Source organism: Mycobacterium sp. PTI7, from assembly GCF_056679845.1.
Window position 1 is genome coordinate 4,858,398 of record NZ_CM155252.1, and the last position, 13,846, is coordinate 4,872,243.

Consider the following 13,846-nt stretch of genomic DNA (forward strand, 5'->3'; position numbering starts at 1 on the left):
GTAACGGCGCCGATCCGGGCGCCATCTTCGAACGACCAACCTCGACAAAGGAACTACGAATGACCATCACCTTCAGCCGGAAGCGCCGCGTCGCAACCGGAGCCGTCCTCGCCGCCGCGTCGGCACTGATCGCACTGGGCGCCCCCGCCGTCGGCCACGCCGACCCCGGCCTCACCCCCGGCCCCAGCATGGGCTGCGAAACGATTCACTGGGGAGCCTTCGGCATGGAACGTCGCAAGGTCTGCGACGGCCCGCAGCAGCCGGACGGCTCCTGGCAGCGCACCCGCACCATCTGGTTCCCGGCCTCTTACAGCTCGTCGTCCTGCCTGGATCACTACGACACCGACTCCGGCCTGTCGGAGAACACCATCTACAGCTGCAACGGCCACTGGACTCCCGAGTCCATCGACAATCAGCAGACCTACCCGGTGACGCCCGCCACCGTGCTGCCCGACGAGCCCGGGTGGCTGCCGCCGTACACCGACAACATTCTCTAGGTCGCGCGGATGGCGTCGATGCGGCGGCGCACCGCGGTTGCACCGACGTCGTCGGCCAGCCGCCGTGCGCGCGCGATGGTCGGCTCGGATGGCCGCCCGATCCTTCTGGTCTCCAAAAGCGCGGCGAGGTAGGCGGTCTCGGATAGCCAGCCCGCGAAGCCGCGTCGCTCGTGCTCGGCGAAGGCGTCGTCGAGATGCGTGGCGGCCACGTCGTATCGGCTCAGTGCGATCGCCAGCTCTGCGAGGTGATGATCGACGACGCCGTAGACCGACGCCCACGAGATCGTGTTTTCACCCGCGTAGTTGGCGAGCAGGTCGTAGATCATGGCGCAGACCTCGACGTTGCTCACTTGCGCGGCCACCCGGCCGATCGCGGCCATCGTGCCCAACCACAGGTTGTCGACCGGGATCTCACCGATACGCCGCCGGTCGTACCATCCGATGAGCTCCACCGCGGCGGCGACGTCTCCCACGTCGGCGTGCGCGGTCGCCAGAATCGGGCGATAGATGGCGACGTCGAAGCGTTCGGTGATGCCGTCCGCCGCCGACACGACCTCGCTCATGTCACCGCGCAACGCCCGCAGGGTGAACAGCTGCCCCATCAATCGCCCGTAGGAATAGGTGACTGCGGGCGACGCCGGAATGTCGCGTAGCCCATCGAACCTCACGTCGCAGTGCTCGAGACGTCCGGCTGCCAGATCGATCGCGAAGTCGATGTTGCGCACCAACCAGGCCAACTCGGGATCACGCGATACCCGCGCCACGGTCAGGGCGGACCGGGTCTGGGCCGCGGCGGCGAGATGTCCGTACTCGATCTGATGACGCGCGATCCACACCGAGACGAGGGCGTCGACGCGTCGCGCCGGCCACTCGTCCAGAAGCGCCATCAACTCGACGTACGCCTCCTTGCGCAACTCGGCGCAGGACGGCACCCGCAGAACCATCAGAACCGCGAACAGGCCGGCGACGAGCGCATCTTTGTCCCCGCACCGCCGCGCCGACGCGGTGGATCGGGCGAGCAGGTCACGCAGGGCGCTGGACTCTGCCACCCAGACCGACTCGATGGCCAACTGCGACAACAGAAGAGCGGCGGCGGACCCGTCGCCGCGTCCCTCGGATTCGAGGACGTGGAGCGCGTCGTACAGGGTCTCGACCCGTTCGTGATCGTAGTGAAGGTGGGCGTAGAGAGTGCCCGGCTGGTCGTTCGCCAGCGTCGCGGCCACCTGTAGATCGATGTCGCCCAGGCGTTTGGCCATCGAGACCGCCTCGAACAGGGTGGGACGAAAGGCTGCGTCACGGGCCTTGCGCTGCGCCCGACCGAGATCGACGAGGAGACGACAGCGCGCGGCGGAGTCCCCTCGCGGAGCCAACTGTTCGGTAGCGGTCGTGTAGAACACCACGGCATCCTCATAGGCGCCGATCGACATGGCGCTGTCACCGGCTCTCCTGGAGAAGTCGGCTGCGCGTGAACGTTCGGCGTCGAGTCCGCGACTGAAGTGGTACGCGAGTCGCGAGTAGTCCTCGGCGCCGGAGGCGACGCCGAGACGTTCCATCACGAGCGCCACGCGGGTGTGTAGCTGTGCGCGGCGGCGGCCACCGATGCCGGCGTAGACCGCCTCCTGAACCAGGGGATGCCGCAACCGGATCTCGTCGCCCGACGGTGTTTCGATCACCAGCCGGTTGCGCACCAGGACGTCGAGCGCGTCGGCGAACGCGATGTCGTCGAGATCGTCTGCGACGGTACGCAGCACCAGACGCGGCGAGACCAGCCCCACCACCGAGAACGATTGCAGTAGAGCCAGGGCCGCGGGCGGCAGTAGGCGTTCGCGCTGTGCGACCGATTCGGCGATCGACGCGGGAAACGTCCCGACGGAACCGGCCTCGTTCGAGTTGATCAGCGAGACCACGAACAATGGGAGTCCGTCGGTGCGTTCGTACAGGGTGGCCGGATCGAGTGTCGTGTCCGCTGCGTCGACCAACGCGCCGACCTCGGCCAAACTCAACCCGCCGAGATGGAGACGTTGCACTCCACTCGTCCGGGTCGGCGCGAACAGCGTCGCGCGGAGGTCGGCGTGATCGGCGTACTCGTCGCGGACCGTGGCGACCACGCACAACCTGCTCTGCTCGGATGCATGGATCAGATACCGCAGGACCGCGAGCGTGGCGGCCGATGACCAGTGCAGGTCGTCGATGATCAAGATCGTGGGTCCCGGCCCGATCGAGGAGGTCAACCAGTCGAGAACCGCGGTCATGACGACGGCGCGCTCATCGACCTCGGTCCGATCAGGCGCCTTCATCCCAAGGCGTCGCGCTGCGGTCGGCACGAGACGAAGGATGTCGGTACCGTTGGCTTGCAACCACTCTCGCGTCTCGGTCGTGGCCAGCGTGTCCAACTCCCGACCGACGGCCTCGACGAACGGCTCGAACGGCACGATGGCTTCTTCGCTGCACCGACCGAACAGGACTCGAGCCCCGGCCGCGCGGGCGCGTTTCATGATCTCGAGTGCGATCGTGGTCTTGCCGCTTCCGGCCTCGCCGGTGACGACGACGAACTGTCCCCGGCCCCGATCGGCGCGGCCGATCGCGTCGGTCACGGCCACCAATTCGGATCCGCGTCCGATGAAGTCGTCGTCGTCGGTCGCAGGATGCGGCGCGGTGGGACCGGGCTCGTCGGACCGGAGGATCCGGAGATAGAGGGCCTCCGTGTCGGCGGACGGCGCCACCCCGAGTTCTTCCTGGAGGATGCGGCGGCAGCGGGCAGCGACCTGCAGTGCGAGTCCCCGCTCACCGAGGGCCAGGTATCCGCTCATCACCGTCCGGTAGGCGCTCTCGCGCAGCGGGTCGAGCGCCAGCAGGCCCTCCGCGGCGGCGATCGCGCGACCGGGTTCGCCCAGGGTGAGTGATCCGCTCGCATCGATCTCGAACGCTCGCCGACGCAGCTGCTCCAGTTCGGTGCGAACTTTGTCCGCCCATGCGCCGGCGGCGCCGACCAGCGCGGGTTCGGCAGTGGTGGCCAGCGCGCGCCGGGCATCCGCGACCGCAGTGGATGGATCGTCACCGGGCGCAGCGCAGTAGCGGCGGACCAGTTCGATGTCCGTCACTAGTCCGTCGGGTAGCGACAGCCGGACGTAGCCGCCGCGTGATCGCACGCTGCCCGCGGGTAGCGACGCCAACTCCATGGTGTCGCGCACCCGCGAGAGGACACCGCGCAGCGCCGAGTTCCACGACTGCGGTCGAGTCTTCGGCCAGAGCAGACCGGCGAGTTCGTCCTGCGGGATCTCGCGATTCCGGTTCACGGCCAGATAGGCGAGAACCTCGACGCAGCGCGCACCACCGACCACCCGCGGGTAGACCACGCGCCCACGGTGCGTGACCCGCACCTCGCCGATGAGACGAACTGCGACCGTCTCGTCGAGATTCATTGCCGACAGAATAAGCGCGACCGTCATCGCGGGCTCGAGCGTCCAGAAAACGGCAGGCATCACGTCATCGACATGTCACACGCCTGGGCCGTCCTGGCGACCACATCCGCAGTGTCCCCAACCGGCCTACTCACGACATCCCCCACCTGGCGGACAGACGTCTCCACCGGCTCGTCCACCGATCACCCGACAGACTCCGCGCCGCCACAGCGAGATGGTTGTCTCATCGCCCGATCCACGGGCGACACTCCTTCCGGAGTTCACTCGCGCGGAGAACACGAGGCGACCATGACCACCGATATGAAGCCCGGCCGTCCGTGCTGCCACGTCGAGGATTCGGGGCAGCCGTGCGCACCGTCTGGTGCATCCGCCGGCGACCGAGAGGCCGCGCTGCACTGGGCGACGATCACGGCCGTGGCTGCCTTCATCGACAACCGCACCAGCGCCATGTCATCGGTGATCCGCTTGGGGCTAGCGGCCGACGAGTGCTCCTGCTAGCAGCAATGCCACCGATTCCAGGCGCGCTTACGCTTCATCTACGCAGCCAACGGCTGCTGCCAATACGGCTCTAACGAACGACTTTCGCGAGTGAGGATGAAGCTGATGTCATCGGTAGGCGTAGTAGGTGTCGGGGACATGGGCTCGGAGATGATTGCGCATCTCGTCGCCGCCGGACATCAGGTCTGGGCGTACGACCCCAACCCGGAACGGATGAAGGCCGCGGAGGCCGACGGGGCACGGGCCGCGTCGTCGCCGGCGGACGCCGCCCGCCACGCCGACGTGGTGCTGAGCCTGGTGATGTCCGATGACATCCCCGCGGCCCACTCGGGTCCGGACGGCATCCTGGCGGGATTGCAACCCGACGCCGTGGTCGTCGTGTGTTCGACGACGACGCCGGCCGCGATCGCCGCCGTCCGTGGTGATGCTGCATCGCCACAGAACGTGGTCGATGCGCCGATCGTCGGCGGGGTGAAGTACGCCAGGGAGCGGTCCGTGACGTTTCTCGTCGGCGGCGATCCCGCGGCCGTAGACCAGGCGGAGGGCGTTCTCACCTCCTTGGGCCGCGTGCAGCGAGTGGGTTCGGCCGGCGCCGGCGTGAAGTACAAGTTGATCACCAACGCCTTCGTCATGGCCGCCGAAGTGGGGCTTCGCGAAGCGCTCGACTTGACCGACATCCTCGGCGGAGATTACGAGACCGCGCTGCGTCTGTTCGAGATCGGGCCGATGGCCGCCGTCGTGAAGCGCGCGTTGGATGAATCAAACCCGAGGCCGTTGCGCGCCTCCGCGCAGGACTTCGACGCGCTGCTGTCCGTCGTCGACGACCCTGCCCGCCTGCCTATTTCGGCCGCCGGTCGAAACCGCCTCTGGGCGGCGGTCGACGCCGATCCCGGTCACGAGCCGATGTTCGTCGAACTCACCCGTCGGACCACCGCGCTGAGCGAGTACCGCACAGGTGATCTTCGTTCCTGACGTGCATGCCGGCCGCGGTGTGAGGCAGCGACTCGGTCGGCGACCAGCGCCACGACCTGACTGCTCGAGGCACACCACCAGGGTGGACACTGTGGCGTGGCCCTTTCTGCAACGGTGTTCAAGGTCGAGCTCGGCGTCTCCGACGTCGACCACGGTTACTACGCTGATCACACGCTGACAGTGGCCCGCCATCCCAGTGAGACCGATGAGCGGATGGTCCTGCGTCTGTTGGCCTTCGGGCTGCGCGCGCACCGGCTGGGCGACGTCGACGGCGAGCTCACGTTCGGAGCGGGACTGTCCACACCTGGCGTGCCGGACGTGCGACTGGCTGACTACACGGGCCGAATCCTGGAATGGATCACCGTCGGCCAGCCCGATGAACGCGCCTTGGGCAAGGCGGCCGGCCAGGCCGATCAGGTGCTGCTGTATCCATTCGCCGCCGGAGTGGCCACGTGGTGGCGCACCGTCGGCCCCAAGGTGGCCGGCCTGGCGAATTTGTCCGTGGTCCGGATACCGCACGAGCCGGTGCAGGAGTTGGCTCACACCGTCGACCGACGGGTCGCGGCGCAGGTGATGGTGATGGAGGGTCAGGTGACGATGACCGTCGGCGGAGTCGACGTCACCTTCACCCCCGAGCCTTTGCAGTGACCTCAGGTGGGCGACCCAGTCACTTCTGGGTAATGCCATCGTTAGTTACAATGGTGCCATGTCGATGACGTTGGACGATCAACTGACCGACCGCGACCGGTGGCGCGGGACGGCGCACTGTTCCGTGGCCAAGGTGCTCGACCTCCTCAGCACCAAGACCACCTTCCTGGTCCTGCGGGAATGCTTCTACGGCACAACCCGATTCGAGGACTTCGTCGACCGGATCGACACGTCGGCGCCTGCGATGTCGCGCGCCCTCAAGCAGCTGGAGTCTGCAGGTGTCGTCGCCCGGTTCCCGTATCAGGATCCCGGCGCGCGCGTCCGCGACGAGTACCGGCTCACCGAGGCGGGTGAAGACCTGCTGCCGATGTTCATGGCGATCACGCAGTGGGGTGATGCACACCTCCAAGAGGGTTCGCCCCCGCTGCGATTCGTCGACTCCCGCACCGGTCAGCCGGTGCGGGTACGCGTCACCGCAGACGACGACCGTCCCAGCACGCCGTCCGCCCACATCGAGGTCCAGCCCACGTTCAGCTTCGACTGACGCGCTACCCGGATCCGACGGTCATCAGCTCCGACCGAGTGGTGATCTTGCGGCGCGGACGATGAGCCGCTGCGCCGGCGCCGACCTCAGCGGCATCGATCCGCTGCCACGCGCTCCAGTCCAATGATGCGGCGCCGCGCTGGGCCAACAGCCGCCGCACGTCGACGGCCCGCGGCTCGTCGATGGTCAGACGGCCCGCGTCGAAGTCCGACCACAGCCGGTCGACGGTCTGTTTCGCGCACGCCCGGTTGGTGCCGATCACGCCGCTCGGGCCCCGCTTGATCCATCCCGTGACGTAGGTACCCGCCACCGGGGCACCTTGCTGGTCGAGGACGCGGCCGCCATCGTTGGGGATGATGGCGGCATCGTCGTCGAAGGGCAGCCCGGTGACGGGCCTCCCCCGGTATCCGATCGATCGGATGACGAACGACGCCTCGATGGCCTCCACGCCGGCCGGCGTCGTGACGTCGAGACCGGTCACACGATCGGTCCCGCGGATGCGGGCCGGTGCCGTGTTGAATCGGAAGACGATCCGCTTGGAATTCCGGCCGCTGGGTCGGTCGGCGAACTCCCGGATGGCCTTCAGCTTCCACCGGGTCTCGACGTCGTCCCCGGGTTCGGGTTCGAGGTCGCCTTCGTCGATGACGACGTCGACACCGGGAAGTGAACCGAGAGCAAGGAACTCACTCATCGAGAAAGCGGCATGCCTCGGTCCTCGGCGACCGAGGATGACTACTTCCTCGATGACGCTGCTGCACAGCGCGGCCAATGCGTGGTCGGCCGCGTCTGATCGTTCAGTCAAGGCGCCCTCGTCGAGGAGCAGCACCCGTGCCACGTCGAGCGAGACGTTGCCGTTTCCGATGATCACCGCACGCCGACCGCTCAGGTCGAAGTCGTGATGCGCGTGGTCAGGATGCCCGTTGTACCAGCCGACGACGTCGGCGGCCGCCACACTCCCCGGGAGGTCCTCGCCAGGGATTCCGAGAACCCGTGACGCCGAGGCCCCGACCGCGTACACGACGGCATGGTGGTCCGCCATCAGCTCGTCGTGAGAGACGTCCCGCCCCACCTCCACGTTGAGGAAGCACGCGAGTCGCTCGTCCTGCAACGCACGTTCGAAGACCCGGACCACGGACTTGGTGTCCTGGTGGTCGGGTGCCACGCCGGCGCGAATGAGACCGTAGGGCGTCGGCAGCCGGTCGAACAGGCTTACCTCGACGCCGTCGGTTTCGAGGAGTTCGGCCGCCGCATAGCACGCCGCTGGACCGGCACCGACGATGGCGACCCGCAGCGTGCCAGCTGAAACCGCTGTGTGAGCGGGCATCTCGGACGTGAAGTCGGATTGGAGTGGATGGGCCAGGAAGTAGTCGGCGTTCATCTCCTCGAACCGCTTGAGCGATGCCGGCAGGTCGGTGTCGAGGTGGATGGCGTCGACCGGGCAGACGTCCTTGCAGGCCCCGCAGTCGATGCACGTCTGCGGGTCGATGAACAACATCGCGGTGTCCGTGAAGGCTTCGCCCCTGGCGGGACGGATGCAGTCGACCGGACAGACCGACACGCACGATTCATCCTTGCAACAGCTTTGGGTGATGACGTGGGGCATCGACGGCCTCCTTCCGGTCGGTGGCGCTTACTGCGAGGGGAAGAACCGGCCGAAGGCCTGCAACAGTTTCGGTGAGCCGTGCAGCCTGATGCGGCGGCTCAGCAAGGCGAACGGCAACACCGATCGCTTGTCGAGGAAGCGGAGCCAGGTCTTCGCGTCGGCGTCGACCCTCAGATCGGGCCGGCCGTGGTGGCCGTCCCGGACGTCGAGTTCGCGGTCGTCGATGCGCACCGTGAACTGGCGTGTCTCGTTCCCGGTGAAGCTGAAGTGGTAGGTCGTGGTCACGCCCTTGGTCTGCTCCCGCTGGAAGATCAGCGGCAAGCCGTCGACCATGCCGTCGATGCTCCTGGCCCGCAGGCTTTGACCGACGTGTTTCGGGTGTTTGTCCGGGAAGCGGCGGTTCACGTACTCCTCCGCATCCGATCCCTTGATGACGTAGACCGTTTCCTCCTTGCGCTGCAGGGGTCGGACCACCTCCGCGAGATGGGTCTTGGGCGAGTCGAGCCAGGCGCCGATGACGTCGTCGCCCGCCGGGCACACCGACATGCAGTACGCGGCCTTGTAATTGGCGCCGAAGGACAAGCTCTGCCACACGGACGCGGTCTCGTTGTCGGGCACCTTCGAGCGGTAGTCGTCGGCGTTCTTGCTGTCGGCGACCTGGCCCACCCAATCACCGAAGCCGCCCATGAACTCCCGGTAGTTGTGGGTGTAGCACGCCGAGAAGTCGAAGTGACCGTCCGGAGCGATGGCACCGGTCGGGCAGGCCGCGACGCAGAGCTTGCATTCCAGGCAGGGGTTGTAGTCGAGCGGCGTGGAGTACTCGGTGACCTTCGCATCCACCAGCACGGTGCCGAGCAGGATGAAATTGCCGAACTTGGGATGTATGACGTTGCGGTGGATGCCCATTCGTCCGAGCCCGGCCGCCTCGGCCACCGGCTTGTGGCTGACCACCCACGTCTTGCCGGGAAACTCGTCCATCTCCATCGGGAAGCCCATCGCCGGGTTGATGGCTCGAACCCCCACCGACTCCAGTCGCGTCGCCAGGTGTCGGCCGATCTCGTCGGTGTCGTCGCCGGTGTGGTGGAACTCGAGGTTGGCGATCGATCGTGCCGGCGTCCGGATGCTCTCGCGGTTCATGCGACGGACGAAGCTGACCAGGGTCTGGACGCCGGGCAGCGCGGCGTCGAGATCCGCTCGCTGATCGGCGATGTCGGGTCGTTCGATCTCGACGAAGCCGACGTCGTCGGCGCCTGCGTCCAGTGCGATCTGCCGCAGCCATTCCGCATCGAGTGGCTCGGCCGCCCGGGGCGCGACCGTCCGGTTCTTCCGGGCGTTGACGACGGTGGGGTGATCGTTGATCGCGTATCGCTTGACCATGGACGGTTGCTCCTTCGATGCGCTGTCGGGCACTGGGGGCTCCCCACGCAGCGGCTTCCGGAGACGACCGCCTGGATAACTTGTTCGTTATCCAGACTCAACCACACCGCCCTGGATAACGCCACCGTTATTCAATCCGGCAGCGGATCTGCCTCCGGGGGTTCGACTGAATGCGTTGGCAGGTGGCGAACACCTACCGAACGCGCCTCAGAGCCCGGTCAGCGCGCCGGTCACGGAGCGGCGAAGCCCCAGCGCTCCCAGTTGTCGAGCACCTTCTGCTTGACGGGTTCGGGGTAGTTCTCGTCGAAGGACATCACCCGCTTCTCGGGCCGTCCGACCCGGTCGGCGTTCTCCAGGCAGGCGTAGATCACCAGCGAGGTCCCCTTGTCCTCGGAGAGTTCGCGGGTGGTGTGGTAGGACTCGATGCCGTCGCCGAAGGCGCGAAGTTCCGGGAAGAGGTAGGTGGTGAACGTGGGGTGGTTGCGCGAGGCGAACGCCCACACAACCTGTTTCACGTCGGAGGGGTCGATGTCTTCGTCGACCACGAGGATCTTGGTGACGGTGTCGCCGACGTGGTCGGTCCAGAACGTGTTGCCCAGGCGGTTCATGAAGTCGTCGAGCGTCCAGCCGGTGCGGTCGTGCCAATCCTTCGGGACGCGGACCACGAACCACAGGATGGCGGCCTCGAACAGATACATGCCGTCGATGATCGGCAGGCCGGCCTTCTGCAGGGTGACCACCGAGTCCGAGGAGATGAAGAACCCCATGGTGACGTGGCAGTTGTCGATCGGCACTCCGGGGATCGACATCGGCAGGATCGGCTTGTCGCGGAACGTCACGCAGGTGACCTTCTGCCGGGGGAAGATCGTGGTCTCGTCGGGTAGGTAGCCCGGGTATTCGCCGAAGGGACCCTCGGGCTCCTGGGTGCCGTATTCGATGACGCCCTCGATGATGATCTCGGCGTCCGCGGGGACGAGGATGTCGTTGGTCTCGCACTTCACCATGTCCAGCGGTGCGCCGAGAAGTGCGCTGGCCATATCGTATTCGTCGACCCACGCCGGGATGCGGGAGGCGGCCTGGGTGGAGGCGACCGGGCTCACACCGAGTGCGCACGCCCACGGCATGTCCTTGCCCTCGTCGCGCCACATCTTCCAGATCATCCCGTTGTGCTGCTTGGGCCACCATTGGCCCGTCATGGTCTGGGCGTCGAGGATCATCGCGCGGTTGGTGGACCAGTTGGTCCATTTTCCGTCGGGGGTCTGGGCGATGTTGAGGCCCGCGGTCTGCAGGTACCGGCCGCCGTCGCCGTCGTGGGCCAGCGGCGCAGGGATCTTGTTGAGGTCGATCTGATCGCCGGTCCACTTGTTCTGCTTGCACGGCGCCTGGGAGGCGTCGACCACGTTGGGCGGGTAGGAGCGACCGTTCTCCTTGGCCTCGATGTAGGCGGCTTGGATCTCCATCAGGGGCGTCTCGGGCGGCAGTCCGAGCATGGCGGAGAGCCGGCGCCACGGTTGGGTGGGGTGACCACTCTTGCCCATGCCCCAGTCGGCCGCACGAAATCCGGGCGCGGCGTCCTTGACGTGGTTGAACACCGTCATGGGAGCGCATGTTTCGGCGGAGTGGCGGAAGATCGCCCCCATCTCCAGGTTCCAGTCGACTTCATCGTCGATCTCTACGAGTTCACCCATGTCCTTCATCAGGGCCAGGTACTCGCGGTAGCTGCGGGGAATCTTGTTGCGGTCGACGCGTGCGGACATGTGCTGTGCGCTCCTCGGGAATCGGTATCGGCGGTCAGCGGACGGGACGGACGAGTTCGGGCTCGTGGTGCGGATCGGGTGCCGGCTGTCCGCCGGTCCAGCGGGGGAAGAGGTCTCGGCGCAGTTCGACGTCGGCGAGGTCCAGGACGCGGTTGACGGTCTGGTCGATCAGGTCGTCGATGGTCTCGGGCCGCTGATAGAACGCCGGCGCCGCGGGCATGATGATCGCGCCGATCTCGGCGAGCTGGGTGAGCAGGCGCAGGTGTCCGAGGTGCAGAGGTGTCTCGCGAACCAGCAGAACCAGGCGGCGTCGCTCCTTGAGCATGACGTCGGCGGCGCGCAGCAGCAGGTTGTCGGAGTAGGAGGTCGCGATGCCGGCTACGGTCTTCATCGAACAGGGGGCGACGACCATGGCGTGAGCGCGAAACGATCCCGACGCGATCGAGGCACCGATGTCGTTGGGCTTGTGCACGACGTCGGCGCGTTCCTCGATCTCGTGGGCGGTCATGTCGAGTTCGTAATGCAGTGTCCTGCGAGCAGATTGGGACATCACCAGATGCGTCTCGACGTCCGGCTCTTCGCGCAACACGTCCAGGAGACGCACGCCGTACGCCGTGCCACTGGCCCCGGTTATTCCTACGATCACGCGGGTGGTCATGTCGATCCCCTTCTGTTGTGCCGGCCGAATGTCGTGACTCGAGCCAACCCCGATCGCGTACTGGTCGACAGCCCGGTGGCGGCAGTTGCCCCTTCCGGCTAGCGGGTAATGACGGCAGCGTCGGAGATCACGGGTTCGCGGTCCTTCGGCTTCCCATCGACACGCCTCGCGCTAGCCCGTGTTGTAGAGCGTCTTGACGTTCTCGTGCAGCTTCTGGACGAGTGGGGGCACCTCGTAGGTCCCCGTCATCACCTCGATGTAGGCGGCCCGGGTGCCTTCGGCGGCGGTCGCGAGTGCGGCGTCGAGTTCGGCGCATGTAGTCACCCGCGGGGTGAACCAGTCGTTGCATCCCAGTGCGTGCGGGAGTTCGGGGTAGTTCCACGGCGCGACGTCGTTGTAGGCGATGTCGGGGTCGGTGCACAGCATCCGCTCGATGAGGTAACCGTTGTTGTTGAGCACGAAGATGATCGGCTTCAATCCGAGGCGGTGGAACTGGCCGATCTCTTGGGCCGTCAGCTGGTGGGAGCCTTCCCCGGTGAACAAGACCAGCCGCCGGTCCGGCGCGGCGACGGCCGCCCCCAATGCTGCCGGGGTGGCCCATCCGATGGCGCCCCACAGGGTCTGGTTGTGGAACCGTGCACCGCGCGGGAGCCGTGCGAACGCCAATCCCATGGAGCACGTGCCGGTTTCGGCGATGACGATGTCGTCGGGCCGCAAGAAGTCAGCCCATCGCGGGTACAGCGCGTCCGCGGTGATCGGATCGGCACCGGAGCCGGATACCGGGCCCAGTTGCTCGGGCCGTGGACCGCCGCGTTGACGGGTGCTCCACGACCGCCCGGCGAGTGCGCGGAGAAGGTCGGCCATCTCGACGCCCTGGTAGACGGTCGACCCCACACGCGTGCTGTGCAGGTCAATCTTGACGATCTTGTCGGCGTCGAGGTTGGCGGTGAAGGCGCCGGTGTTGAAGTCCGTCGCCATCGTGCCGAACGCCACGACGACGTCGCACGTTTCGACGAACTCGCGGACGGCCGGGTCCATGAGTCGGCCGTCGTACATACCGACGTAGTTGGGGTGATCTTCTTCGAGAACGGACTTGTCGGCGAACATGGTCGCGAACGGCAGATCCGCCGCCTCGACGAACTGCTGGGCCACCTCCCGCAGCCCCAACCTGTCCAGGAGGATTCCGGGCAGGACGCACGCCGTCGACGCGGCATCCACCGCACCGACCACCGCGTCGGTCGCGTCCACCAGTGCCGTCGAATCGCTGACCGGCAAGGGCAAGGGGTCCGACTGCGCGAGGATCGGCTTGTCGACGACGTCGGAGGGCAGGGCCATGTACACGGGACGCCGGTTGTAGAGGGCTTCGGCGATCAGACGCTCGGTCTCGGCGACGGCGTTGGCCGGAGTGATGATCGCGCTGGCGCCCACGACGGTGTCGGCCATCGACCGAAACAGGTCGAACTCTCCGTTGCCGAGGGTGTGGTGCACCGGTGACCGGTTGGCTTGGGTAGCCAGGGTGGGCATCCCGACGAGGTGGAAGACCGGCAGGTTCTCGGCATAGGAACCGGCGACCGCGCTGATCGCGCTGAGTTCCCCTACCCCGTAGGTGGTGGTGACCGCACCCACGCCGTGGACGCGGGCGTACCCGGCGGCGGCATAGCCGGCGTTGAGTTCGTTGCAGCAGCCGATCCAGCTGATGTCGGGATGCGCGACGATGGCGTCGTGCAGGGGGAACGCGTAGTCCCCCGGCACGCCGAAGACGTCGTTGACGCCGACGTCGTGCAGCCTGCCGAGGACGTACTCGATCACGGTGACGCTCATCTGACCCTTCCTTCTCTCGTCGACGGTCGAGCCCTCTCGAACGCGGCGC

10 protein-coding genes are annotated in these 13,846 nt (G+C 66.8%); 4 read left to right on the top strand and 6 right to left on the bottom strand.

Annotated elements, in window-relative coordinates; translation table 11 throughout:
- The first annotated feature begins 59 nt into the window (after positions 1–59).
- Positions 60–497: a CDGP domain-containing protein gene (locus tag AC1MEY_RS23550; RefSeq protein ID WP_480227786.1), complete on the top strand. Its 438-nt coding sequence runs from the start codon at positions 60–62 to the stop codon at positions 495–497.
- Here AC1MEY_RS23550 and AC1MEY_RS23555 read toward each other — a convergent pair.
- On the bottom strand, positions 494–3,919 hold the full coding sequence (locus tag AC1MEY_RS23555; RefSeq protein WP_480227787.1) for an ATP-binding protein: 3,426 nt from the start codon (positions 3,917–3,919) through the stop codon (positions 494–496). The genes AC1MEY_RS23550 and AC1MEY_RS23555 overlap by 4 nt on opposite strands.
- 636 nt (positions 3,920–4,555) lie before the next feature.
- Here AC1MEY_RS23555 and AC1MEY_RS23560 point away from each other — a divergent pair.
- The 3 genes from AC1MEY_RS23560 to AC1MEY_RS23570 all read left to right on the top strand — a co-directional run bounded on the left by AC1MEY_RS23560 (position 4,556) and on the right by AC1MEY_RS23570 (position 6,581).
- The gene (locus AC1MEY_RS23560) at positions 4,556–5,389 is read left to right on the top strand and encodes an NAD(P)-dependent oxidoreductase (protein ID WP_480227788.1); all 834 of its coding nucleotides are present in this window, start codon (positions 4,556–4,558) and stop codon (positions 5,387–5,389) included.
- Between the two features lie 96 nt (positions 5,390–5,485).
- Positions 5,486–6,037, top strand: coding sequence for a YaeQ family protein (locus AC1MEY_RS23565; protein ID WP_480227789.1), 552 nt, complete (start codon positions 5,486–5,488; stop codon positions 6,035–6,037).
- Positions 6,038–6,101: 64 nt separating this feature from the next.
- On the top strand, positions 6,102–6,581 hold the full coding sequence (locus AC1MEY_RS23570; protein WP_480231637.1) for a winged helix-turn-helix transcriptional regulator: 480 nt from the start codon (positions 6,102–6,104) through the stop codon (positions 6,579–6,581).
- 4 nt (positions 6,582–6,585) lie between these two features.
- Here the strand turns inward: AC1MEY_RS23570 and AC1MEY_RS23575 are convergent, their stop codons facing one another.
- The 5 genes from AC1MEY_RS23575 to AC1MEY_RS23595 all read right to left on the bottom strand — a co-directional run bounded on the left by AC1MEY_RS23575 (position 6,586) and on the right by AC1MEY_RS23595 (position 13,797).
- Complete coding sequence (locus tag AC1MEY_RS23575) at positions 6,586–8,184, bottom strand: FAD-dependent oxidoreductase (RefSeq protein ID WP_480227790.1); 1,599 nt, start codon at positions 8,182–8,184, stop codon at positions 6,586–6,588.
- 27 nt (positions 8,185–8,211) lie between these two features.
- Positions 8,212–9,561 carry an SCP2 sterol-binding domain-containing protein gene (locus tag AC1MEY_RS23580; protein WP_480227791.1) on the bottom strand — a complete coding sequence of 450 codons (1,350 nt, stop codon included), beginning with the start codon at positions 9,559–9,561 and terminating at the stop codon, positions 8,212–8,214.
- Positions 9,562–9,791: 230 nt separating this feature from the next.
- Entirely contained in the window at positions 9,792–11,318 is a 1,527-nt protein-coding gene (locus AC1MEY_RS23585) for a UbiD family decarboxylase (protein ID WP_480227792.1), read from the bottom strand.
- 34 nt (positions 11,319–11,352) lie between these two features.
- On the bottom strand, positions 11,353–11,976 hold the full coding sequence (locus AC1MEY_RS23590; RefSeq protein WP_480227793.1) for a UbiX family flavin prenyltransferase: 624 nt from the start codon (positions 11,974–11,976) through the stop codon (positions 11,353–11,355).
- A 171-nt stretch (positions 11,977–12,147) separates the two neighbouring features.
- The gene (locus AC1MEY_RS23595; RefSeq protein ID WP_480227794.1) at positions 12,148–13,797 is read right to left on the bottom strand and encodes an alpha-keto acid decarboxylase family protein; all 1,650 of its coding nucleotides are present in this window, start codon (positions 13,795–13,797) and stop codon (positions 12,148–12,150) included.
- Between the last annotated feature and the right edge of the window lie 49 nt (positions 13,798–13,846).

Coding starts and splice junctions, on each gene's coding strand:
- AC1MEY_RS23550 (WP_480227786.1), top strand. CDS start 60: ATGACCATCACCTTCAGCCGGAAGCGCCGCGTCGCAACCGGAGCCGTC.
- AC1MEY_RS23555 (WP_480227787.1), bottom strand. CDS start 3,919: ATGAATCTCGACGAGACGGTCGCAGTTCGTCTCATCGGCGAGGTGCGG.
- AC1MEY_RS23560 (WP_480227788.1), top strand. CDS start 4,556: ATGGGCTCGGAGATGATTGCGCATCTCGTCGCCGCCGGACATCAGGTC.
- AC1MEY_RS23570 (WP_480231637.1), top strand. CDS start 6,102: ATGACGTTGGACGATCAACTGACCGACCGCGACCGGTGGCGCGGGACG.
- AC1MEY_RS23575 (WP_480227790.1), bottom strand. CDS start 8,184: ATGCCCCACGTCATCACCCAAAGCTGTTGCAAGGATGAATCGTGCGTG.
- AC1MEY_RS23580 (WP_480227791.1), bottom strand. CDS start 9,561: ATGGTCAAGCGATACGCGATCAACGATCACCCCACCGTCGTCAACGCC.
- AC1MEY_RS23585 (WP_480227792.1), bottom strand. CDS start 11,318: ATGTCCGCACGCGTCGACCGCAACAAGATTCCCCGCAGCTACCGCGAG.
- AC1MEY_RS23590 (WP_480227793.1), bottom strand. CDS start 11,976: ATGACCACCCGCGTGATCGTAGGAATAACCGGGGCCAGTGGCACGGCG.
- AC1MEY_RS23595 (WP_480227794.1), bottom strand. CDS start 13,797: ATGAGCGTCACCGTGATCGAGTACGTCCTCGGCAGGCTGCACGACGTC.